This window comes from Dysosmobacter sp. Marseille-Q4140 (assembly GCA_018228705.1).
Classification (GTDB): domain Bacteria; phylum Bacillota; class Clostridia; order Oscillospirales; family Oscillospiraceae; genus Oscillibacter.
The window spans coordinates 3,195,963-3,219,634 of sequence record CP073694.1; the positions used below are offsets into that span (position 1 = coordinate 3,195,963).

At 56.8% G+C, this 23,672-nt stretch carries 24 protein-coding genes and 1 tRNA gene; 23 read left to right on the top strand and 2 right to left on the bottom strand.

Annotated features, from left to right (window positions below):
* The first annotated feature begins 10 nt into the window (after nt 1–10).
* Nucleotides 11–364: a DUF3795 domain-containing protein gene (locus KFE19_16070; protein QUO37843.1), complete on the top strand. Its 354-nt coding sequence runs from the start codon at nt 11–13 to the stop codon at nt 362–364.
* A 23-nt stretch (nt 365–387) separates the two neighbouring features.
* Entirely contained in the window at nt 388–1,626 is a 1,239-nt protein-coding gene (locus KFE19_16075; GenBank protein QUO37844.1) for a sel1 repeat family protein, read from the top strand.
* 94 nt (nt 1,627–1,720) lie between these two features.
* On the opposite strand, the gene KFE19_16080 is transcribed toward KFE19_16075, so the two are convergent.
* On the bottom strand, nt 1,721–2,779 hold the full coding sequence (locus tag KFE19_16080; GenBank protein ID QUO37845.1) for a helix-turn-helix transcriptional regulator: 1,059 nt from the start codon (nt 2,777–2,779) through the stop codon (nt 1,721–1,723).
* A gap of 168 nt (nt 2,780–2,947) precedes the next feature.
* Between KFE19_16080 and KFE19_16085 the strand changes: the two genes are divergently transcribed.
* The 19 genes from KFE19_16085 to KFE19_16175 all read left to right on the top strand — a co-directional run bounded on the left by KFE19_16085 (nt 2,948) and on the right by KFE19_16175 (nt 21,493).
* Nucleotides 2,948–4,339 carry an IS1182 family transposase gene (locus KFE19_16085; GenBank protein ID QUO37846.1) on the top strand — a complete coding sequence of 464 codons (1,392 nt, stop codon included), beginning with the start codon at nt 2,948–2,950 and terminating at the stop codon, nt 4,337–4,339.
* 214 nt (nt 4,340–4,553) lie between these two features.
* Entirely contained in the window at nt 4,554–5,192 is a 639-nt protein-coding gene (locus KFE19_16090) for a hypothetical protein (GenBank protein QUO37847.1), read from the top strand.
* A 16-nt stretch (nt 5,193–5,208) separates the two neighbouring features.
* Nucleotides 5,209–5,481 carry a hypothetical protein gene (locus KFE19_16095; GenBank protein ID QUO37848.1) on the top strand — a complete coding sequence of 91 codons (273 nt, stop codon included), beginning with the start codon at nt 5,209–5,211 and terminating at the stop codon, nt 5,479–5,481.
* On the top strand, nt 5,481–5,891 hold the full coding sequence (locus tag KFE19_16100) for a hypothetical protein (GenBank protein ID QUO37849.1): 411 nt from the start codon (nt 5,481–5,483) through the stop codon (nt 5,889–5,891). Before KFE19_16095 ends, KFE19_16100 begins: the two co-directional genes overlap by 1 nt.
* A 1-nt stretch (nt 5,892) precedes the next feature.
* Nucleotides 5,893–6,144: a hypothetical protein gene (locus tag KFE19_16105; GenBank protein QUO39662.1), complete on the top strand. Its 252-nt coding sequence runs from the start codon at nt 5,893–5,895 to the stop codon at nt 6,142–6,144.
* Nucleotides 6,145–6,186: 42 nt separating this feature from the next.
* Entirely contained in the window at nt 6,187–6,582 is a 396-nt protein-coding gene (locus tag KFE19_16110; protein ID QUO37850.1) for a hypothetical protein, read from the top strand.
* 38 nt (nt 6,583–6,620) lie between these two features.
* Nucleotides 6,621–7,058, top strand: a complete 438-nt coding sequence (locus tag KFE19_16115) for a hypothetical protein (GenBank protein ID QUO37851.1) — start codon at nt 6,621–6,623, stop codon at nt 7,056–7,058.
* A gap of 117 nt (nt 7,059–7,175) precedes the next feature.
* The gene (locus KFE19_16120) at nt 7,176–7,499 is read left to right on the top strand and encodes a hypothetical protein (protein QUO37852.1); all 324 of its coding nucleotides are present in this window, start codon (nt 7,176–7,178) and stop codon (nt 7,497–7,499) included.
* A 185-nt stretch (nt 7,500–7,684) separates the two neighbouring features.
* Nucleotides 7,685–8,743, top strand: a complete 1,059-nt coding sequence (locus KFE19_16125) for a Fic family protein (GenBank protein QUO37853.1) — start codon at nt 7,685–7,687, stop codon at nt 8,741–8,743.
* A 5-nt stretch (nt 8,744–8,748) separates the two neighbouring features.
* Nucleotides 8,749–10,245 (top strand): SAM-dependent DNA methyltransferase, encoded by a 1,497-nt coding sequence (locus KFE19_16130; protein QUO37854.1) that lies wholly within the window; start codon nt 8,749–8,751, stop codon nt 10,243–10,245.
* A complete protein-coding gene (locus tag KFE19_16135) occupies nt 10,245–11,396 on the top strand; it encodes a restriction endonuclease subunit S (protein ID QUO37855.1) in 1,152 nt (383 codons plus the stop codon). Before KFE19_16130 ends, KFE19_16135 begins: the two co-directional genes overlap by 1 nt.
* A 13-nt stretch (nt 11,397–11,409) precedes the next feature.
* Nucleotides 11,410–12,015: a hypothetical protein gene (locus KFE19_16140; GenBank protein QUO37856.1), complete on the top strand. Its 606-nt coding sequence runs from the start codon at nt 11,410–11,412 to the stop codon at nt 12,013–12,015.
* Nucleotides 12,016–12,036: 21 nt separating this feature from the next.
* Nucleotides 12,037–12,900 carry a hypothetical protein gene (locus KFE19_16145; GenBank protein ID QUO37857.1) on the top strand — a complete coding sequence of 288 codons (864 nt, stop codon included), beginning with the start codon at nt 12,037–12,039 and terminating at the stop codon, nt 12,898–12,900.
* Nucleotides 12,901–12,992: 92 nt separating this feature from the next.
* Nucleotides 12,993–13,916, top strand: coding sequence for an FRG domain-containing protein (locus KFE19_16150; protein QUO37858.1), 924 nt, complete (start codon nt 12,993–12,995; stop codon nt 13,914–13,916).
* 79 nt (nt 13,917–13,995) lie between these two features.
* On the top strand, nt 13,996–14,370 hold the full coding sequence (locus KFE19_16155; protein ID QUO37859.1) for a hypothetical protein: 375 nt from the start codon (nt 13,996–13,998) through the stop codon (nt 14,368–14,370).
* Between the two features lie 42 nt (nt 14,371–14,412).
* The gene (locus KFE19_16160; protein QUO37860.1) at nt 14,413–15,591 is read left to right on the top strand and encodes a haloacid dehalogenase-like hydrolase; all 1,179 of its coding nucleotides are present in this window, start codon (nt 14,413–14,415) and stop codon (nt 15,589–15,591) included.
* A gap of 9 nt (nt 15,592–15,600) precedes the next feature.
* Nucleotides 15,601–18,885, top strand: coding sequence for a DEAD/DEAH box helicase family protein (locus tag KFE19_16165; protein ID QUO37861.1), 3,285 nt, complete (start codon nt 15,601–15,603; stop codon nt 18,883–18,885).
* A 155-nt stretch (nt 18,886–19,040) separates the two neighbouring features.
* On the top strand, nt 19,041–19,748 hold the full coding sequence (locus KFE19_16170) for a hypothetical protein (protein ID QUO37862.1): 708 nt from the start codon (nt 19,041–19,043) through the stop codon (nt 19,746–19,748).
* 326 nt (nt 19,749–20,074) lie between these two features.
* Nucleotides 20,075–21,493, top strand: a complete 1,419-nt coding sequence (locus tag KFE19_16175; GenBank protein QUO37863.1) for a site-specific integrase — start codon at nt 20,075–20,077, stop codon at nt 21,491–21,493.
* Between the two features lie 265 nt (nt 21,494–21,758).
* Here KFE19_16175 and KFE19_16180 read toward each other — a convergent pair.
* Nucleotides 21,759–21,834 (bottom strand) — tRNA-Pro (locus tag KFE19_16180).
* A gap of 137 nt (nt 21,835–21,971) precedes the next feature.
* Between KFE19_16180 and KFE19_16185 the strand changes: the two genes are divergently transcribed.
* Nucleotides 21,972–23,009, top strand: coding sequence for a M23 family metallopeptidase (locus KFE19_16185; GenBank protein ID QUO37864.1), 1,038 nt, complete (start codon nt 21,972–21,974; stop codon nt 23,007–23,009).
* Nucleotides 23,002–23,595 carry a hypothetical protein gene (locus tag KFE19_16190; GenBank protein QUO37865.1) on the top strand — a complete coding sequence of 198 codons (594 nt, stop codon included), beginning with the start codon at nt 23,002–23,004 and terminating at the stop codon, nt 23,593–23,595. Before KFE19_16185 ends, KFE19_16190 begins: the two co-directional genes overlap by 8 nt.
* The last annotated feature ends 77 nt before the right edge of the window (nt 23,596–23,672 follow it).

Genomic DNA, 23,672 nt, shown 5'->3' on the forward strand with positions numbered 1-23,672 from the left:
GGATCTCACCATGAAAGAGCGGATCGGATACTGCGGGCTGGACTGCGCGGCCTGCGACGCATATCTCGCCACGGTCCATGACGACCAGGCCCTGCGGGAAAAGACGGCCAGACTGTGGTCCGAATTAAACCAGGCGCCCATCCTGCCGGAGCACATCAACTGCCTGGGGTGCCGGGGAGACGGGGTCAAGACGGTGTTCTGCGAACACCTTTGCGCCGTCCGCCAGTGCGCCCTGCAAAAGGGCGTGACCTCTTGCGGCATCTGCCCGGAGCTGGAGCGCTGCCCGACGGTGGGAGCTGTCATTCAGAACAGCCCGGATGCCAAAAAGAATCTGGAGGCCATGCAGTCTACGGATCACGCCTGACAGGGCGGAAGGAGGACATACGGATGGGACGGTTTTTCAGCGACCCGGTGGAACGGGCCCTCAAGTACATCTACTACGACCTGCGCGCCGGACGGGGGCAGGAGGGCTTTCAGCTGCTCCAGCAGGCGGTACAGGAGGGGGATGCCGACGCCTGCTGCCTCCTGGCCCGGTGCCTGTACGGACCGGAGTACACCTGGCCCGGCCACAATTTCCCCCAGGACGAGCGGGCGGGCGACGAACTCATGCGCCGCTCCGTGCTGGAGGGCAGCGCCATTGGGGCGCTGCTGTCCCTGCGCTGCGGCGTGATGGACCGGCAGCTGGCCCAGGCCATGCCCATGACGCTCCAGGAGGCCTTTGACACCGTGCTGGACAAGGCGGAGCACGGGGAGCCCCTGTGCCAGATGATCGTCGGCAACGCCTACTACTGGGGCGATTTCCCGGAGATCCAGGGCAAGACCCGGGAGGATTTTGACAGCGACGATGCCGTCCGGAGCTATCTGCGGGAGAATTACGCCAAGTGCGAGGACTGGCTGTGGAAGTCCATGCGCAGCGGAAACTCCGGCGGCGTCAACCTGGCCAATTTCTACCGGGAGGGGAAGCCGGGGCTCATATCGCCCCGGCCGGAACGGGCCGTAGAGGTGTACCGCTACGGGGCGGAGCAGGGCGATCCGGCCTGCCTCTTCTACTATGCCAACGAGCTCTACGACCAGGGGAAAAAGGGCGAGGCCTTTGACCTCTACCGGAATGCGGCGGAGCTGGGAGAGCCCCGGGCCTTCTTCTGGGCGGGCTACTCCTACGAGCTGGGCGACGGCGTGCCCAAGGACAACGCTCAGGCTGCCCAATATTATCAGCAGGCCCTCTCGGCCCCCATCCAGGCAAAAGTGAATCCCGCCAACCGGCTGGGCATGTGCTACTATGACAGCCGGGGCGTGGAGCGGGACTATGCCAAGGCCTTCCAGCTTTTGAAGTGGGCGGAGGACCACGGTGGTCCGGCCATGCTTTACTACCTGGGCGCCTGCTACGCCAACGGCCAGGGGACTCAGCAGGATTACGCCAAAGCCTTTACCTATCTGGTTCAGGTCGACTGGGACTGCCCTCAGGCGTTTTATCTCCTGGGGAAGATGTACTGCAACGGCCTGGGTGTTCCGGAGGACATCGCCAAGGGCGTGGAATATCTCCAGAGGGCCGGCGATTATGTAGAAGTCAAAGAGGAATTGAGCCACTATAAAAAGACGTTCTTCGGCAAGTGGGTCCGGCGGTGAGCCGGGACCTGCGGAGGAAAGGATATGGAAAAACCGGGAGGCCTGCGCCTGAATAGGGCGCGGTCCTCCCGGTATTAGATTGCCGGCGCGGGGCTCATTCCTTTGCGCCGGCTGTCTCTTTCAGGAGCGGGCGCAGCTGTTCATATTCCGGGCTGCCCTGGAAGAAGGCGAACTCCTGGCTGTGTTCCAGATCCTCTGTGATCCGGTCGTAGAGGGACCGGGCCAGGGCCGTCAGATCCCCGTCTCCCATGTGGTGGTAAAGGGGGCACGCCTGGGGGTTCCAGGGCTCCTTCAGCACGGGCAGGATGTGGCGGAGGGCGGAGAGACAGGCGGTACGGTCCTGCCGGAGAGAGGCCAGCTGGAATTTGGCGGTGTAGGGGATCCACTGCGTCACATGGAACAGGCTGGAGACCTGCTGGTAGGTGTCCGCGCAGAACTGGGCGTCCTGCGGGCGGCCCTCTTGTTCCGCGATCTCCATCAGGTGGATGAGAGCCGTCTGGAGCTCCGTGGCGCTCTGTAAGATCCGGTGCTCCCAGAGCCGCTGGGCATCCTCCCACTTCTCCTGCTGGGTGTAGAGGGTGGCCAGCTGCTCCTCCCTGTCGATGCGGGTGGAGGGGATCGTGTTGATGAGCTCCTCCGCCCGGGCAAAGTCCTTCCAGTTGCGGTGATAAGCGATGCACATGGTGAGGGCGGCATCCCGGATCTCCGGCGTCTGGCTGTGGGACATGGTCTCATAAAAGGGCATCAGCCGATCCGTATAGTCGTCCGGGTTTGGAACGCCGTGGAGAAAGCGGGCCCCGTCCAGATAGAAGATGACCGGATACATCAGTGCCTCACAGTTGGGGTACTGGTGGATCTCGTCCATCCCCCGCTGAAAAGCGGTCTCATACCCCTCCTCACGGATCATTTTGTCCAAGTCGTTGGTAAAACGGGCGATCTCCTCAGCCGTCAGGTCCTCCCGGAAGGACAGCAGGGTGTTGAGGTCGGTATGCAGCACCCGGGCCAGGGCGGGCAGGGTGGTGATGTCGGGGTAGGTGGTCCCTTTCTCCCACTTGTGGACCGCCGGAGCGGACACCCCCAGCAGGTCCGCCAGCTGCTCCTGGGTCAGGGACAGATCCCTTCGCTTTTCCCGAATGATCTCTCCAATTTTCATACGGCACCTCCGGTTCTGGTACTTCCATGATACCAGAGCCGGGAAGCCGGAGCAATGGCCTGGTCGTTAAGCAGACGGACGGAAAAAGTAACCGCCGGTTCAATGCCCCGGCCCCCTCAAAAGCTCGATCTGTTGACAAAGTAGCCCACCGGCGAAAACCATGGTAAAATGGAATCGGAGGTGGGGTGGATGCAACTGAAGCTGCACATGGTGACCATCGAGGACCTGGTGCCCCAGGAACACTTCCTTCGAAAATTGGAGGCGGCACTGGACCTTTCCTTCCTATATCGTGAGACGGAAAAGCTGTACAGCCGCCGGTACGGCCGGCCACCCATCGACCCGGTGATGCTGGTAAAGTACCTGCTGGTGGGATACCTGTACGGCATCCCGTCGGAGCGGCAGATCGAGCAGCGCATCCAGACCGATGTGGCCCTGCGGTGGTATCTGGGACTGGATCTGCTGGATCGGGTTCCGGATCACAGCACCATCTCGCAGCTTCGCAGACGGAAACCATCCTTCCGGAAGGTGTTCCGGCGGCTGTTTGAGGAAGTGGTGGAGCAGTGCGTGAGCAAAGGTCTGGCAAGCGGGCGGCTGGTGGCGACGGACTCCACCCACGTGAAGGCAAACGCGTCCCCGGCCTCGGAGCACCTGGTGGAGGCGGTGCAGAAGCCGGGGGCGTATTGGGAGCGGCTGGACGCGTATGAGGAAGAAGCGCTGGAGGAACTGGACCGGAGGACCCAGGCGGGAAAGACGGGCAGGAAACGGAGGCAGAAGGGACGGAGCAGGCAGGTCAAAAGCCCTCTTCGGTACGACCGGAAATGGGCCAGCCGCACGGATCCGGAGTCGGGGCACTTGAACCGTCCCGGAAAGCCAAAGGGGCCCCATTATCTGTCTCATCAGACGGTGGACTGCGATCACGGCATCATCCTGGATGTGGCGGTGACCTCCGGGGAAGTGAACGACGCGGTGCCATATCTGAGGCAGATCGAGCATATCCATCGGGAGATCCTCCCCGTCCGGGCGGCCGTGGCGGATGCGGCCTACGATCTTCCGCTGTTCCACCGGGTGCTGCGGGACCACGGCATCCGCTTTTATGTCCGGCCCATGCCCCGCTCCGCGGCGGCCCTGGGCGGAGCTCCCGGGTCTCCCTTTCTCTACGATGAGGAGAACGATCTCTATACCTGTCCCGGCGGAAAGGCGCTGCGGCTGCGGAACCTCAACCGCAGCGTGGGCGGACTGCACTGGGTGTATTTCGCGGACAGGAGCGACTGCGCCGCCTGTCCCTTGAAAGAGCAATGCGTGGGAAAGGGACGGGCCAAACGCCTGGAACGCAGCTACTTCTGGAGAGAGATCCGGGAGGATCTGAGGGAGTTGGACAGCCCGACGTACCAGAGGGCCTTGCGCAAGCGGCAGATCTGGAGCGAGGGGACTTTTGCAGCACAGAAGTGGGGGCACAGGTTGGGGCGGCTCCTGCGGCGAGGACGAGAGGCAGCGGAAGACCACTGCCTCTTGTCAGCGACCGCATTGAACCTGAAGCGGATGATCAAATGGACCGTGTGACGCCGTGAGGCGTCTTTTTTGCTATCACTGCCTGCTTCCGTTGCTCTGGGGGATCTACTTTGTCAACAGGTCGAAAAGCTGCGCCACAGTAAACAATAGTAGGGCCCTGTGTCCAGGAGCAAAAACTTCAAAAAATATTCATGCCTTGCCCATGCTCTCCATGCTATACTCTCAGGACCTGATCCAAAAAGAGAAAACACCAGGGAGGTTTGATATGAAGCGCATCGTCACAAACGGGATCACCAATCTGGAGCCGCTGATCGGCAGCTGTGACTGGTACTGGGGCGCCGACTATGCCAGCGGAGATCTGTACGAGGCGGAGGAGCTGTTCCACAGCGGACATCCCGTTCAGAAAAACCGGCTTATCCTGGTCCATCGCCCGGAGAGCACGGTCTATGAGCCCATCCGCACGGAACCGGGGCAGTATCTGGGCCGGCCGGTGTACCGCGACGGACAGGTGGTACTGCTGCTGGTGGACTTCCCAAAGGCAGAGATCCGCATCCTGCTCTTCCGCGAGACAGACGGGACCACGGAGCCGCTGGCGGTGCTGCCGCTCACCATGGTGGAGGACTGCTACAACCTGATGCTGGAGGCGTCGCCCCTTCTGCTGACCCGGTCGGCCCATGACAACCAGTTCCAGATCCTCTGGCCGGAGCGCCGGTACTTTGCGGTGGAGGACCATGAGGTTTTTGAGTTTCTGGAAGGAAACAGGCTGTATACTTCGGTCTGGTACGAGGACCCGGACTACCGGGAGGAGATCCTGGTGCGGGATTATGAGACCGGAGACGTGCTGGAGCGGATCCCGGGGAACCTCCGCACCATGCCTGATGGCCAGAACTGGCTTTTGGTGTGAGGGGGGTGGGCTTACTATGTGGCTGAAAATCGTGCGGGATCTGCTGTTTCATGGGACGATGGACGCGGCGGTCTCGGAGCGGCTCTCCAAGCGGAGCCGGATCCTCTGCCTGCTTCTCACCTCTGCGCTGCTCCTGTCGGTCACTGTATGCCTGTTCCTGGCGGCCTTCCTGCCGGGGGACCGGAGCCTTCTGCGAAGAGCGGGCTTTCTGTTTCTGGGGCTGGGAGCCTTTTTCCGCTGTCTGGAGATACTGAAATCTGTTGGGAGAAAAGGAGAGGAGAAGCCGTGATGCGGCCGGACATTGAAAAAACGAGGGCCTATTACCGTGCGCTGGGCCCGGAAGACATCTGTGACTGTGCCTACTGCCGGAACTACTGCGCCAAAGTCAGGGCGGCCTATCCGGAGGTGGCCCGGTATCTGGATTCCCTAGGGGTGGACATCGAAAAGCCCCTTGAGGCCTCTCCGCTGGAGCCGGACGAGAAGGGAGATCTGGAATACTGCGTCTGTCAGTATGTGGTCCTGGGCACCTGCCCGGAGGACTTCACCCACCGGATCGGAGACGTGTCCTTTGGCCACTCTGGCCGCCATCCCGATCCGGAAGTTGAGGAGGAGCACTTTGTGCTGGACCTCTATTCCATCCATCTGCCCTTTGAAGAAACGGAGGTATCTGACGATGAAACGACTGAACCGAGAAGCTGAAATGGAGCCGGCGGCGGAAAAGCACTCGCCTCGGAACAACCTGCATCCGGCGCACCGCAAGGAGTTTGAGTTCCAGGGGTGCGTGGAGGTGCCCATGGAGCTTTCGGAGGACCAGTTCCTGGACCTGTTTTTGGCGTTCATCGAGGCGAACCACTGGAGCTTCGGCGGCGGTGTGCGGACCATCGTCGACGGCCGCTATCTCAACGCGGACGGCACGCCGGGCAAGCCGGTTTGGCCGGAAGAGGACGAGTAAGGGATACCCTGTAAAATAACGAAAAGAAAGGACGATGAGAGGTTGCCACTCGAGATCGTTGCAGCCAAAGACCTTAACCATGCGTTTGAGATTGCGTCGATGCCCCCCAAAAAAACGACAGGACATCTCGTGGTATCAGAACCGGAAGGAATAGGCGACTTCCTGTACGATACCAGAAACGAACTCACAAACTATACATGCTATTATCAATTCGATCCATATAGGGAAATCCAACTGGAAGCGGATCTGGTTCCGACAATCAAGATTTTTTCGCAATCCATCGTCAAGTGGCTTGAGGAACATGGCACAGAAGAAAACCGTGTAATTCAGCAATATGGCCTGTCCTTCCCAAGGATCCGGCGTTTTGCGGATGAATTGGGTCATGTCTGTGATGCAGCCATGGAGCATGGATACGGATTGTCCGGCCTCGGAGATTAAATGTGTCCAAAGAGACTTAGAGAAAGGAGCGCAGAGCCATGCTGGAGCATCATTTCTGGGAGAATTTCCGAAAATGGGTCCCCCATCAAGATGTGGACGAGGTCTATGACATCGAGGAGATCGGCTTTGAGGAGGATGGCTTCGTGGTCCTCCTGCGCCCCGACCATTTCCAGAAGGAGAAGCGGTCGGATCAGGCCCTCCGGCTGGTGTGGGATCAGATCATCTCCTACACCGTCACCGACGAGAGCTACCGCCCGGAACTGTGGGTATCCGAGCAAACGCCGGACTGGGCCCTCTGGACCTTCTATCTCAGCGAGACCTCCGAGCATCTGACCAAGTTTCGGGAAGAAAACTACCTGGTTTCGGAAGACGCCCATCACTTCTTTCTCTGCGGATCCAACCTGATGGCAGACATCCTGTCGGAGGAGTATCCGACGGTTGCATTTTTGAAATGGGACCCGGAATTTCGGCGATGACCCGGGCAAAAGGAGGATCGGCATGCTGTACAGCTTGTCTTTGTTCAACGAGAGGCATGAGGGCTTTTTCGTCGGCTTGTTTCCCTCCTGTGAGGAGGCCCGGCAGACGGCGGAACAGTGGCGGAAGTTGATACGGACACTGCTGAAAGGAACTTCTACTTTGCCGAGATCCGGCGGTATAACGCTTCCATTTTCCTCTTGCAGAATATTCACTACCCCTACGCGGCCTTTGCCCGAAGGGACCCCTCCGGCGGATTTGCCTGGACCAGCCGGCCGGAGTGGCTCCAGCTGCCGGAAGGCCCGGTGCGCTTTTTGACCCCCAACGAGCTGACCCAGGACTGGTGCGGCCTCTGCGGGGAGCTTAGTCCAGAGGAACTGGAGCAGATCCGCTACTGGGCCCCCCAGACAGTGGGGGAGATTATTTTCAATACCTGGGACTGAAGTCCAATCAAAACCATGCCGCCTTGGGATATTCTCAGGGCGGCATTGCTGCGTTTGAGCAGTTTATTTGCATCATTTTCTAAAAAATGATGCAAATGAAACTTGACACATGTGTGTGTAATTGATATGCTGTAATCGTATCATAGAGAGAAAAATGATAAAATTGAACGATTTGAGGAATTACCATGCGCACCCATGACTTTGCCAAAGCTTACGAAAAGCTGTTGACGCCGGATATCGTGGCCCTGTTGACCCAGATCCATGAGTACAAGGGAGAACAGGCTCTGTTCATTGAAGCCAAGACAGATACCCTGACCAGGTTGGTGGAGATCGCCAAGATCCAGAGCACGGAGGCCTCCAACAAAATCGAGGGGATTTACACCTCGGATGAGCGATTGAAAAAGCTGGTGCAGGACAAGACCACGCCGCGGACCCGGAATGAGCAGGAGATCGCCGGTTACCGGGATGTGCTGGCTACCATCCATGAGAGCTTTGACTATATCCCCCCGAAATCCACTCTGATCCTGCAGCTCCACAGGGATCTCTATAAATTCAGCGGCATGTCCTACGGCGGAAAGTACAAAACAGCGGATAATGTGATCGCGGAGACAGACGCACAAGGGAATAAAACCGTGCGCTTCCAGCCGCTTCCGGCCTGGGAGACGCTGGAGGCTGTGGAAGGCCTGTGCCGTGCGTATGAGGAAGCTGTGGGGAAGGGCGAGATGGATCCGCTGCTGCTGATTCCCATGTTCATCCTGAATTTTCTCTGCATCCACCCCTTCAATGACGGCAATGGCCGCATGAGCCGCCTGCTGACATTGCTGCTGCTCTACCGGGCGGGCTATATCGTCGGAAAATATATCAGCATTGAAAAGCTCATCGAGGAGAGCAAGGAGACCTACTATGAGGCCCTCCAGCAGAGCTCCATTGGCTGGATGGAGGAGGCCAACGACTATGGCCCCTTTGTGCGCTACACCCTGGGCGTGGTGGCGGCAGCCTACCGGGAATTTTCCACCCGGGTACAGGCTCTGTCCGTCAGCGGGATCAGTAAGCCGGACCGTATCCGGGAGATCATCAAGGGCACCTTGGGAAAGATCACCAAGGCGGAGATCCTGGAGCAGTGCCCGGATATCAGCCAGATCACGGTACAGCGCACCCTGGCTGACCTGCAAAAGAGCGGGGAAATTCTGAAACTCAGCGGCGGACGCTATACCGCCTATATCTGGAACCAAGACAAGGAGTAAAAACCATGGTGACTGGCGAACTGAAAAACAAGATCGACCGCCTCTGGGAGACTTTCTGGACCGGCGGCATAACGAACCCCCTGGATGTGGTGGAGCAGATGACCTACCTCATGTTCATCCACGACCTGGACGCCGCCGACAACCAGCGGGCCAGGGAGAGCGCCATGCTGGGCCTGCCCCACAAGAGCATTTTTGCCGGTGAAGTACAGGTTGGGGAACGGACCGTTCCGGGCAATCAGCTCAAGTGGTCGGTGTTCCACGATTTCCCCGCCGGTCAGATGTATTCCGTCATGCAGGAGTGGGTGTTCCCCTTCATCAAGACCCTCCACGCCGACAAGGGCAGCGCCTACGCCAAGTACATGGGAGACGCCATTTTCAAGATCCCCACCCCCCTGATGCTGGACAAGATCGTCACCGCTATGGATGAGATCTACGCTCAGGCGGAGCAGCTCCACGACACCGATGTCCGGGGCGATATCTATGAATACCTCCTGTCCAAGATCGCTACCGCCGGGGTCAACGGCCAGTTCCGCACCCCCCGGCATATCATCCGCATGATGGTGGACATGATGGACCCTCGGGCGGACGATGTGATCTGCGACCCGGCCTGCGGCACCGGCGGCTTCCTGGTGTCCGCCGGCGAGTATTTGAAGGAGAACCGCAAGGAGGAGATTTTCTTCGACCGGGTGAAGAAGGACCACTATATGATCCACATGTTCCACGGCTACGACATGGACCGCACCATGCTGCGCATCGGGGCCATGAACATGATGACCCACGGCATCGACAACCCCTATATCGAGTACCGGGACAGCCTCTCCGACCAGAACACCGACCGGGAGAAGTATTCCCTCATCCTGGCCAATCCCCCCTTCAAGGGGAGCCTGGACGCGGACATCGTGTCCACGGATCTGCTGAAGATCTGCAAGACGAAAAAGACCGAGCTGCTGTTTCTGGCCCTCTTCCTGCGGATGCTGAAGGTGGGTGGCCGGTGCGCCTGCATCGTGCCCGACGGGGTGTTGTTCGGCTCCTCCACGGCTCACAAGGCCATCCGCAAAGAGATCGTGGAGACAAATCGGCTGGAGGCGGTGATCTCCATGCCCTCCGGGGTGTTCAAGCCCTACGCCGGGGTGTCCACGGCGGTGCTGGTGTTCACCAAGACGGGCCACGGCGGCACAGACGACGTGTGGTTTTACGACATGAAGGCCGACGGCTTCTCCCTGGACGACAAGCGCACCGAGGTGAAGGAAAACGACATCTCCGACATCGTCAGGCGGTTCCATAACCAGGAGGGGGAGAAGACGCGCCAGCGTACCGAGCAGTCCTTCCTGGTGCCGAAGGAGGAGATTGCCCAGAACGGCTATGACCTCTCCATCAACAAGTACAAGCAGGTGGAGTATGTCCCCGTGGAGTATCCCTCCACCCAGGAGATCCTGGCCGACCTCAACGAGCTGGAGCAGGAGATCACCAAGGGGCTGAAGGAGCTGGAGGAGATGGCGTGATGGCGAGATTGGGGGATGTTTGCGAAAAAAGGGTAGATACAATTAAGGCGACATACGAAGGGGATATTGACTATATTGATATTTCTTCCGTTGATAATCAACGCAAAGAAATTACACAAACACAGAGCATGTCAATCGTGGACGCACCAAGCAGAGCAAAACAACTGGTATTTCCGGGAGATATTCTTGTTTCAACGGTTCGTCCAAATTTAAATGCAGTTGCTTTGGTGACAGAGAACTCAGATAATACCTTAGTTGCATCGACAGGATATTGTGTATTGCGGTGCTTACCTAATGTTAATAACAAATATGTATTTTACTTTTGCCAATCACCTGATTTTATTGAAAAGATGGTTGCTCAAGCAACTGGGGCAAGCTATCCGGCAGTAACCTCTGCCATTGTAAAGGAATGTACTATCCCACTCCCTCCGCTGGAGGAACAGCGCCGTATTGCTGCTCAGCTGGACAAGGTCAGCGACCTGATCGCCAAGCGCCGGGCGCAGCTGGACAAGCTGGATCTGCTGGTCAAAGCCCGGTTTGTAGAGATGTTTGGGGATCAATATACCAATCCAAAGGGATGGGAAACGGGAAGAATTCGTGATGTTGTAAGAGAAGTAAAGTACGGAACAAGCAGACCGGCGGTTGAAGGCGGTGCTTACAAGTATTTGCGAATGGGAAATATCACTTTCGATGGACATCTAGATTTGAGTGATTTAAAATATATTAATATTCCAGAATCTGAAATTGAGAAATGCATAGTAAAAAGAGGAGATGTGCTATTCAACCGTACAAACAGCAAAGAGTTAGTGGGAAAGACTTGTGTTTTTGATTTAGATGAGCCCATGGTTATCGCTGGCTATATTATTCGTGTCAGAGTGAATGACAAAGTTTTGCCTGATTACCTGTCCGCTGTTTTAAATTCACAGTATGGAAAGAAAACCTTAGCAGATATGTGTAAGGCCATTGTTGGGCAAGCAAATATAAATGCACAAGAATTGCAAAACATAACAATTTTGATTCCGCCAATTCAGTTACAGCGCGAATTTTCGCTGTTCGTTGATCAAGTAAAAAAATTGGCTGCTAATATTGACCACAGTTTGGAAAAACTTGAAATATTAAAAAAAGCCTTAATGCAGAAGTATTTCCGGTGAAAGGAGTCTGAAGATGAAACCGGAAGATAAGGTGTTTCGTGTATGGGTGGGGATTCTTGTCCTAACTGACGAAATTTGGAAATACGTTGCTATAACAAAAGCCTACAAAAGAATCACAGCAGAAAATAGTTGTGCTTCCAAATCAGCAGATTTTCTAGATGTGGCTTTTCAAGCAATTTGGGATCAACTGTTGTTGGATATTTCAAAAATTTTCGATCGAGCAAGGACCTGCGGGAATGAAAATTGTAGTATTGATCTTTTGAAAGAACTGATTCAGGAAAGCGTTTCTTTTTCTGAAGCAGAAAAAGAAATAATAAATCAAGAAGCGGATCGCTTGTGTGAGAACTTCGATAAAATTATAAGTAGAGATATGCGAAACAAACAAATTGCGCACTATGATCTTGAAAGTCTACTAAATAATGCAGAAAAGGAAATTCCATCTGAAGAGTTGGAAGCATTTGTGGTAAGTGTAGCTGGGTTTCTTTCAAATATTAGTACGAGGTTTCTTAACGAGAGAGGTTCAATTCGTTTTTATTCTTTGGAAGGTACCATTAAAAAATATGAAGACGATATGAGGAAGATTTATGAATCAAATAAAAAACTTCATGACGGATTTTGATTGTTGCAGTAAAACTGAGCTATGAACTTCCACCACGACCTCGCTGAGATTTCCAAAAAAGAATTACATAAGGAAGGCATCGGGGTTCCAAAGGAATGGAATGACTACCAGGTTTGCATGAAGTATCTGGAGATCCATCACCGCTGGTTCAATTCCAGTGTGCCCTATATATCGGTGTTTTCAAGAGAACTGTGGGAGAAGTTGCCGCTTCTGGCCAGGGAGGAACAGGCGGCGATACGCGACATTGTGAATCGTCTGAAGGCGTGCCAACCGATTACACCCTATATGAGCCGGGACATCCACGCCATTTCTGTAAAGAAGTCGGATTTCCTTCTGAAGAACTGGAATATCTACCATTTGCACCTGGAAAAGACCCCGGAACGGTACACGAATCCCAATCTGCTGTTTTTCCAGCCCCAGGGACAAGTAGTGCATTTTATTGATGTACGGCCCCACCCAAAGGGCGCGGCGTGGTTTGACCGCGGGCTGTTCGATATCATCTATGATAACTGGCCCCATTTACTGATTTATAGGCCTGATATCAGATCAACGCTCCCTGTCCCTGACGAGGGTGTCCACGAATTGCTGAAAGAGGCGGTTTCCTTTATACCTTTCCGAGAGGGTTCGCTGTTCCCTACGAATATGGGCGTCGTTGCATCAGGCGACAGCGCTTTGGCGGCCAGGACAGCAGGCAAAATTTTTAATCGGCTGGCTGCATGGCAGCAGGAGCTGTCAGCCAGAAAGGATGAAGTCAGGAAATTAATCCGCAGGGAAGGAATGAACCCACCACCTGAGCTGGATTATGAGCTGATTGTCGAAAAGGGATTCTTTGTGGCCTATGAGCGCCAAACCCATGCGAAGATCAGGATGTTTCCTGTTCCGTAAGAGAATTTGCTTGGCTGTTTTGAGTCAAAAGCAGCAATGCGGTGGGAACTGAATCAGTTGAAACACTGAAAGAGTTACGTTACAGCGATAGAATGGGTGAGGTGAAGACTTTGGAAGCCGTACGCTCTGTGTCAGAATTCCTCGCGCGCTTGGAGCATGTACAGCGGATACGCAATATGACATACACTGTCAGCAGTTTTACTTTTTTCCGCGGACAGGCAAACGCGGATTGGAGCCTTTCACCAAGCCTCTATCGACGTGGATTGTTTCAATCAGAGAATCTTTTGCTGACGGAAATAAGTCATCTTTGTCCCAGTGAGATCCCGGAAAATAGATTTGATGCTTTGGTGAAAATGCAGCACTTTGGGATGCCTACGCGGCTGCTGGATACTACAACCAATCCCCTGGTTGCTTTGTACTTTGCCTGTGAAAGCAGTACCCAGAAGGATCGTGACGGAGCGGTTTACATTTTTCCAAATTTGCCGGTTTTGTGGTCCACGGATCCCTTGGTCCAGCTGATTATGGACTTCGTGTTTGATTACCCGTCCCAAAACGTCTGTTTGGATGAAATGCTGAAACGTGTAAAAGAGCAGTATGCAAGTGCGCTGCATCGGTCAATGCCTCAGGATGCAAATTTACTATTGCATTATCTCACAATCCCTACGTTTCCCGTGATGCCCGCGAAGACAAATGAGCGGATTGAAGCGCAGGATGGAGCCTTTTTCATTTTTGGTATGTCCCTCCGTAATCGGGAAGTAAGCAGAAATTCCGGGACATCGGGTCGGGTATATTGCAATTTTGATCCAGCCAACATTGAAACCTCTGAAAAAATATGGCATGAATCAGAGACCCTGATTATTCCTGCGTCAGCAAAAAGTACGATTCTGGAGCAGCTGGATATATTGGGCGTCAATGAACGAAAATTATTCCCGGATCTGCCTCACCAGATTGCCTATACGGTGGATGCTGTCATAAAAAATAAGTTCAAACCGCCGGAGAAGACCATACGTGAGTAACGCGAATGCTTGATGTCCCTATGATCGTTTGGAGCGCCTCTGAGCGCTGGATATCGGTTTAACACGAAAGGAGCTTCTTATGAAAAAAACGGAGTTTAAAGCCCGGCTTTTTGAATTGTGGGACATTAAGATTGATGACGTGTCCTATGAGGATAAAATGAAGCTGATCGAGCGGTATTTTATTGAATTTCAGATCAAGCATGATGAACAAAGAGACCGGCCGAACAAAGGCGATTCCTGGACGGACGAAGAACTGCGGGTCGTTTTGATGGACGCGCCGACAAAGAGCAACTGTATCAAGTATGCCAAGATCTTCGGAAGAGGATATGGAAGCATCGAGCAGATTTACCGCTGGGCATCGACTGATGACCGGACGGTAAAGGAAAAACGACCAGACGATGCATTTGTTGCACATGTCAAACAGATCGCGAAAGAACTGGGCTGGAGAGCATAGTTGTGCGCAGGTGGAACCGCATACCATCGTGAGGAGGGCGTCATGAACAATCAGAAATATCAAAGAGAGCCAAAAGAAGACCGGCCGGTCATTGCCATCTGCTATGATTTTGACAAGACCCTGACGCCCGACGATATGCAGGCCCAGGGATATATCCAGTCTGTGGGGTACGATGTCGGGGATTTCTGGGTGGAGTCCAACGGCCTCGCGGAGTGCAATGACATGGATCAAAACCTTGCGTATATGTATAAAATGATCGAAAAAGCCCAGGGCCGCGTTCTCTTTACAAAAGATACTTTAGCAGAATACGGGGCCAAGGTAAGTCTGTTTCCCGGTGTGGAAGGGTGGTTTGAGCGGATTCGCAGATATGGTGAGGAGCACGGCGTCATTGTGGAGCATTATATTATCTCCTCCGGGCTCAAAGAGATGATCGAGGGCACGGCGGTGGCAAAGAACGGCGCGTTTAAGAAAATCTACGCCAGTTCCTTTTACTACGATGGCTATGGCGTGGCAAAATGGCCTGCGCAGGTGGTCAATTATACCAACAAAACCCAGTTCCTGTTCCGAATTGAAAAAGGCGTTCTTGATATTAATGATCCTGGGGTGAATGAGTCTTTTTCCCCGGAGGAGATGAGGGTGCCCTTCCGCAACATGATCTACATTGGGGACAGCGATACCGATATTCCGTGTATGAAGTTGGTGACGACCTATGGAGGGCACTCCATTGGCGTATACAATGCGGAGACAGGCGATAAGGCCAAGGTTTACAAGATGATGCGGGACGGAAGAGTGCGGTACTACGCGCCCGCAGACTACTCCGAGGGGACGGAACTTGACACGCTGGTGAAGGCGATCATTGACCGCACAGTGACCAACGAGGCATTGGAATCCATCTATTATAAGTGCAGGCGTGAGTGCATCCAGGCTGATCGGCAGAGCAGCGAGGAAGAGCGGCGAAAAGTCGATCTGTTGATTGCGCTGGAGAACAGCCGCAGTTTTGCTACCACGCATTCTGTCATTGCGGAATTAAAAAACATTGACCAGTGGAATCCTGACGAACGGGAAGCACTGTTTGAGATCGCTGTTAACAACAGTCAGGTGTTCTATATCCTTCAGGATACCGACGTGAAGGCTTTTTACAAAAGCCTCGCGAGATCCGTGAAGGTACTGTCCCCCAATGCGCAGAGGGTAATAGACGCAATGGAAGCTGGAGAATCATGAGGTGATATCATGACCAACTTTGATTTTCTCCTCTCCGACCCACAATTCACCGCTTTCGGGGAGATGGCTGTCGCGGCGGAGCGGATCTATCATATCGACCCGGCGGCCTGTGTGCTGAACTGCCGCCGGGCGATGGAGTTTGCCGTTAAATGGATGTACTCCGTAGACGGTGGGTTGGTCATGCCCTACGACGACCGGTTGGCCAGCCTCATGGACACTGAGGACTTCCGGGCCATCGTGGACCGGGACCTGTGGCAGCGCCTCAAGTACATCCGCCAGACGGGCAACGCCGCCGCCCACACCGGGAAGAAAATCACCTCCGCCCAGGCCAGGCTGTGTCTGGAAAACCTCTGGTACTTTATGGACTTCATCGCCTGCTGCTACGGCACGACTTATACCGCCGGTGCCTTTGACCCGGCGTTGCTGGAGCAGCAGACCGCCGCCCCGGCTCCCGCTCCCGTGCCTGAGGTGGACCTGGCCGCTCTCATGGCAGAAAATGAAGCTCTCCGGGCAGAACTTACGGCCCGCCGGGAGGCCCAGCAGTCCGGCTACATCCCCAAGCCCCTGGACCTCTCCGAGTACAAGACCCGCAAGCTGTACATCGACGCCATGCTCACCGACGCGGGATGGACGGAGGGAAAAGACTGGATCAACGAGGTGGAACTGCCCGGTATGCCCAACAAGAGCGAGGTGGGCTATGCCGACTATGTGCTCTACGACGACGCCCACCGTCCCCTGGCCGTTATCGAGGCCAAGCGCACCTGCGTGGACCCGGCCAAGGGCCGTCAGCAGGCCAGGCTGTACGCCGACCTGCTGGAGCAGAAATACGGACGCCGCCCGGTGATCTTCCTTACCAACGGCTTTGACACCCGCCTGGACGACGGAGCCTACCCCGAGCGCCGGGTGGCCGCCTTCTACTCCAAGCGGGACCTGGAGAAACTCTTCAATCTCCGGGCCATGCGGACAAGCCTCAAGTACATCCAGGTCAATCGGGATATTGCGGGCCGCTACTACCAGGAGGGGGCAATTAAAGCCCCTTGTCAGGCTTTGGCCCAGAACCGCCGGAAGGCCCTGCTGGTCATGGCCACCGGCTCCGGAAAGACCCGGACGGTCATTGCCCTGGTAGACGTGCTGCTCCAGCACGGCTGGGTGAAAAACGTCCTCTTCCTGGCGGACCGCAACTCTCTGGTCACCCAGGCCAAGCGCAGCTTTGTGAACCTGCTGCCCGACCTGTCAGTAACCAACCTGTGCGAGGAGAAGGACAATTACACCGCCCACTGCGTCTTTTCCACCTATCAGACCATGATGAACTGCATCGACTCGGTGGAGGACGGGGAGGGGAAGCTGTTCACCGTGGGCCACTTTGATCTGGTGATCTGCGACGAGGCCCACCGCTCCATCTACAACAAGTACCGGGATATCTTCAACTACTTCGACGCGCCCCTGGTGGGCCTCACTGCCACGCCCAAGGACGAGATCGACAAGAATACTTACGAGGTCTTTGAGCTGGAGAGCGGCGTGCCCACCTACGGCTACGAACTGGCCCAGGCGGTGAAGGACGGCTTCCTGGTGGACTTCCTCACCGTGGAGAGCAAGCTGAAATTCCTGGAGGAGGGCATCTCCTACGATGACCTGCCGGAAGAGGAAAAAGCTGTATACGAAAATACCTTTACAGATGAGAACGGGGAACTGCCGGAGCGGATCGAGTCCTCTGCCCTCAACGAGTGGCTGTTCAACGAGGACACCATCCGTCTGGCATTGAACCTGCTGATGACCAATGGGCTGAAGATCGAGTACGGGGAGAAGCTGGGCAAGACCATCATCTTCGCCAAGAACCACCGCCATGCCGAGAAGATCCTGGAGGTGTTCGGCAAGGAGTACCCCCATCTGCCCGGCTATGCCAAGGTCATTGATAACTACATGACCTACGCCCAGAGTGCCATCGACGAGTTCTCCGACCCCAAGAAGCTGCCCCAGATCGCCATCTCCGTGGACATGCTGGACACCGGCATCGATGTGCCCGAGGTGCTGAATCTGGTGTTCTTCAAGAAAGTCATGAGCAAGGCGAAGTTCTGGCAGATGATTGGCAGGGGCACCCGGCTGTGTCCTGGGCTGATCGATGGAGAGGACAAGAACAAGTTCTACATCTTCGACCTGTGCGGAAACTTTGAGTTCTTCCGCATGAACAAAGGCAAGGCCAGCGCCAACCAGATGGCCCTGCAAAGCGCCATCTTTTATCTGAAAGCCCAGATCGTCTATAAGTTCCAGGACCTGGCCTATCAGACGCAGGAGCTGATCCCCTTCCGGGAAAAACTGGTGAGCGAGATGCTTGTCAAGGTACAGGAGCTGGACCGGGAGAACTTCGCTGTGCGGCAGCACCTGCGGTACGTGGAGAAGTTTGCGGACCCGGAGAGTTACCAGGCTCTCAGCTATGAGGACACCCTTTCTCTCAAAGACGAGGTGGCGCCGCTGCTCCAGCCGGATATGGATGAGGCCAGCGCTGTGCGCTTCGATGCGCTGATGTACGGGATCGAGCTTGCCTATCTGGTAGGGAAGACCTACAAGAAGGCCCGGAAGGATCTGGTGAAGAAAGTCAGCGGCGTGGCCAGCGTGGCCAACATTCCGGAGATCCGGGCGCAGTCAGAGCTGATTGAAAAGATCCTGCATACCGATTACCTGGACAACGCCGGGATCAACGAGTTTGAGTATATCCGGGAGTGTCTGCGGAACCTGATGAAGTATCTGCCCCACGACGGCGCCATCTATCACACCAATTTCACAGACGACATCCTGTCCGTTGAGTGGAAGGAGTCGGAACTGGAAAACGACGACCTGAAAAACTACAAGGCCAAGGCGGAGTTCTATGTACGCCAGCACCAGGACAACATCGCCATCGCCAAGCTTCGCTCCAACATCCCGCTGACGGAGGAGGATGTGAGATCCCTGGAGACGATCCTCTGGAGCGAAGTAGGGACCCGGGAGGAGTACGAGGAGGCCTATCAGCAAAAGCCCCTGGGTGAGTTTGTCCGGGAGATCGTGGGCCTTGACATGAACGCCGCCAAGGAGGCCTTTGCCCAGTACCTGAATGATACCAATCTGGACAGCCGCCAGATCTACTTCGTCAACCAGATCGTGGAGTACATCGTTCGAAACGGCATGATGAAAGATCTGTCCGTCCTCCAGGAACCGCCCTTCACGGACCGCGGCAGCATCGTGGAGGTGTTTACGGACCTCACGCTGTGGAGCGGGATCAAGAGTGTGATCGACCGGATCAACGCCAACGCCGTGGCATAGATTTTGCCGCAGAAAAAGAGACTTCTGAATCCGGGGAGTCATATTTTATTGGCCCAGAGATTCTTGATCTGGCTCTTGGGTAGAACCACAGGCGTAATAGAATATACCCCTCAAATACTGCGTGGGAATAAACAATAAAAGGAAGAGGTGCGGCCATGGCAGGCAGACGGATCTGTGCCGGGTACTACCGGCGGTATGACGGCAAGGTGATCTATGTCATTTCTGCGGCCACCGACGCCGACACTGGCGAAGAGATGGTCATCTGGACTACCTACCCCTTTGCGACTGTCCCCAGATACTACACCTCCAGCAAAAAATCCTTCTGTGCTTTTTTGGAAGTGAACGGAGAGCGGAAAACCAAGTACAAACGGCTGGTCAATATGAAGACCTCCGGGGAAGCCATAGAGCGGCTGGAGGAAGAGGGCTTTCGGGGACCGGTTCGTAAACGAAAAAATTGGCAACTGGATGAAGCTTATGACTCCCGAGATTATCAGCAATCTCTTACCTACTACGCATATGCAAAAGATCTCTGCGAGCACTACAACTTCGACCGGAACAAATATCGCCTCTGCGTAAAGGAAAAGAGATACGCTGCCATCACCAAAAGTGACTTCGCCAGACTGAAAGAGGACCTGCAGTTTCTGGACAATGCCCTGAAAACGGTGCTGGCTGCATATCAGAATTATTTCCGGGAGCGGTTCGTGGACGGCCTGTCCATCCGCAGGTACGCGGATGCCCATCAGCTGAACCGCGGCAGCGTGGACTATCAGCAAAAGAAATTCTTCTCTGCTCTGGCCTCTCTGCTGAAAGAGCGGGACGAGGCGGAGGGTACATGCCGGCTGCTGAAACCAGCACACAAGTAAATCATCCAACCGAAAACGGAGCGTCTGCGACAAAGCAGGCGCTCCGTTTTTTCTGTCAAATGTATGTCAGTGGGATATATTTTTCCCAATACAAGTAGAGAGACAACTCGGACACCATCGAAAATTATGTCAAAACTATGTCACATGTAAATGTTCTCGGCTAAAGAAGTAGAGGGAGATTTGAGAGCGTGGAGTATTACAGCGGCTACTTGCCAGCAAGATTGCTAAATCAAACCGCTTCAGTTTGGCCGAAACTCTGAATTATATTTTTGAGGGTTTTAAAATGTGCTCTTTCTTTCCCTGTACATTGGAAAGGAGCTGAAACCATGGCAAAGAACAAGCGGGGCAGCGGCAGCGTCCACCTGAGAAAGGACGGCCGCTGGGAGGGCCGCATCGTGGTGGGCCGCGACCAGCGGGGCTATCCCAAGACGAAAAACTGTCTGGCCAGGACCAAGAAGGAGTGCCTGGAAAAGCTCAAGGCCCTGCGGGCGTCGTGCGAGGCGCCGGAGAAACAGGAGCGCCCCATGGGACCGGGCATGACCTTCGGGGAGTGGATGGACTTCTGGTACCGGAACTACTGCCGCCCCGGCCTCCGCCCCAACACTCAGAGCGCCTACGAGGCCATGATCTACAAGCACATCCTGCCGGCCCTGGGGAACATCCCCCTGGGGAAGCTGACTCAGCTGGACCTCCAGCAGTTTTACACACAATTAAAGACCTCCGGGCGGCTGATCCGGCGGGAGCTCTACGGGCCGGGCCTCTCGGACCGCACGGTCCGCAGCTGCCACGCCAACTGCCGGGCGGCCCTGGACAAGGCGATGGCGGAGGGCCTGATCGCCGCCAACCCCGCCGACGGCTGCCGCCTGCCGCCCAAGAAGGGCCGGGAGATGCAGGTGCTGAACCGGGAGGAATTGCAGCGGCTGCTGATCCAGGCCAAGGCGGAGGGCTGCTACGAGCTGTTTCTGCTGGAGCTGTCCACGGGCCTGCGGCGGGGCGAGCTGCTGGCCCTCCAGTGGGAGGACCTGAACGAGGAGACCGGGGAGCTGCGGGTGGAGCGACAGGTGACAAGGACAAACGGGCACCTGGCGGTTTCCACGCCCAAGACGAAGGCGTCGGTCCGGACGCTGGTGCTGCCGATGCCGGTGGTGGAGGCGCTGCGGGAGTACCGGGCTTCCGTCCGCTCCCGCTGGATGTTTCCATCGCCCAAGAACGAGGACGCGCCCCGGGACCCGGCCAGCTGCCGGAAAAAGCTGGAGGCCATCCTGGAGCGGGCCGGATGCCGCCGCGTCCGGTTCCACGATCTCCGCCACACCTTCGCAACGGAGGCCCTGGAACACGGCATGGACGTCAAGACCCTCTCGGCGGTGATCGGCCACGTGTCGGCGGCCACGACCCTGGACATCTACACCCACGTCACCGATCAGATGCGGACCCAGGCGGCGGAGAAGATCGACCGCCGGATGGGCGGAAAGCCCGCCGCCCGGCGCCGGAAGAAACAGAGCGCCAGGACCATGACTGACTTCCAGGCCCAGCCCGGCACCCGGCGGCGGCCGGGGACCGGCTGCGTCACCCAGATCAATGACCATCTCTGGGAGGGCCGGTATTCCCCCAAGTGGCCCGACGGGAAGAAGCACCCCCGCAACATCTACGCCCACTCCCTGGCGGAGTGTGAGGAAAAGCTGGCGGCCATGATCCGGGAAGTGCAGGCGGAGATGGCCGCAGCGAAGGCGGCCATGGGCGCATGAAAAACACCCGCCGGGGATGCCCCGGCGGGTGTGTGCTTCCTATGAAAAAGAGGTGTTTTTCCGGGCGCTGTCCCGGAAGCGGAACGCGCCGCACCTTCTCCGTTTTGCACAAACGGCGCCTTTCGGATGGGGAAACGGCGGTCCGGCAGGGGAGAAGCAACTGTGGTACAGACTGTGGTCACCGGGGAAACGGAAAAATCAGCCGAATGAATATAACAAAAAAGTTACGATTTTTGCAGAAAATAAGCAAAAACCGTAACTTTTTTGGTCCGAGTGGCGGGATTTGAACCCACGGCCTCTTGGTCCCGAACCAAGCGCGCTACCAACTGCGCTACACCCGGATGCAGCTTGATTATTATACGGAATTTTCCTGCCGATGTCAAGGGGAAATCCCCTGCCGTGCAAATTGTGCCTGTCCGGCATATTCCCCGCCGGCCGGTCATACACTGCGGAAGAGACTGAACAAGGGGGGAGCGCCATGACTTCACGGCAGGCGGGGCGGCGGATTGGGACCATCGCCGCGGAACACAGGCCCGCGGACCGGAGAAAGCGAGGCGGAGCGCGGCAGTCGGGGAAGCAGAAGAGCGCGCCCCTGGGGCCGAAGGACAGGCGGCGGCTGGGCCAGCTGGTGGCCTGCGGCGCCATCTTCGTGCTGCTGGTGGCGGTCAAGCTGCTGCTGCCGGGGAAGATGGACGCGGTGAACGCCCGGCTGTCCGGCCTGCTGCATCAGAACATGGACGTGCAGGCGGTGTTTTCCGCCGTGGGGGATGCCGTGACCGGGGAACAGGACGTGGGCGGCAGCCTGCGGGAGGTATATCAGGCCGTGTTCCAGCCCCAGGAGGCTGGCGAGGCCGTGGAGACCGCCAGTTCTGCCGGGCCCGCCCTGGCGCTGGAAACGCCCTCCGCCCTGGAAAGCCTCACGGTGTTCCGCCCTGCCGCCGGGGACAAAGCGGCGGCGGACAGCGATGCGGCAGAGGCCGCCGACCCGGAGGCAACGGCCGGGACGCAGACCGCCGGAGAGGAGACGGCGGGGGAGACGGGAGCGGAGGTCTCCACTTTGGCCTATGTGCTCTACTCCGACAATAACCTGCCGGAAAACGTGAACCTGGAGCAGGCCCTGCTGGGCTTTGACTACTGCACGCCGGTCATGGGGGTCCTCAGCTCCGGCTTCGGCTACCGGGAGCACCCGGTGGAGGGGGAGGAGCGGTTCCACTACGGCATCGACATCGCCGCCGACACCGGCACGGCCATCGGCTGCTTTGCCGACGGCACCGTCACCGCCGTGGGGGACAGCAGCAGCTACGGCAAGTATCTGATCGTGGAGCACGCGGGGGGCTTTTCCACCCTGTACGCTCATTGCAGCAGGATCATCGCCGCCTCCGGCCAGGCGGTGAAGGAGGGAGAGACCATCGCGGAGGTGGGCCAGACCGGCGTGGCCACGGGACCCCACCTGCACCTGGAGCTGCACCAGGGGGAGCGGTACTTGAACCCCATCTACTATGTGGCCCTTGCGTAAGATGGAGGTGCGGGTGTCCGCGGGCGCCTGCCTGCTGGTGGGGTGGTTCGCCGTGGTGAACGGCTGGCATCTGACGGGGCTGGTCCTGTCCGCCGCGGCCCTCCACGAGCTGGGGCACCTGGCGGCGCTGCGGCTGCTGGGCGGGGCGGTCACGGCCCTGCGGATCAGCGTGTTCGGAGCGGAGCTGGCGGCGGAGGGCGGGCGGCTGTCCTATGGCCGGGAGCTGGCGGCGGTGCTGGCGGGCCCGCTGACGAACCTGCTGGCAGGGCTTGCCCTGGCCCGGCTGGGATATCCGGCGGCGGCCGGCGCCCACCTGGTGCTGTGCGCGTTCAATCTGCTGCCGGTGCGGCCCCTGGACGGGGGACGGGCGCTGTATCTGGCTGCGGCCTGGGCGGCGGGGCCGGCGGCGGGGGAGGCCCTGTGCCGCTGGATCGGAGGCTGCGCCGCGCTGTCTTTAGCCACGGTCCTGGCATGGGTGATGGTCCGCAGCGGAGGGAGCTTGTGGCTGCTGCCGGCGGCGGTGGGACTGGCCATGGCCGGCGGCCGGGAGCTGCTGTGCGAAAACGGGAACGGGAAGTTTTTGTGAAATAATGCTTGCATTTGCATCCAGGTTGTGGTATCCTATCAGGGCTACAAAGGGTGGTCCTCTGCCGTGCACGCGCC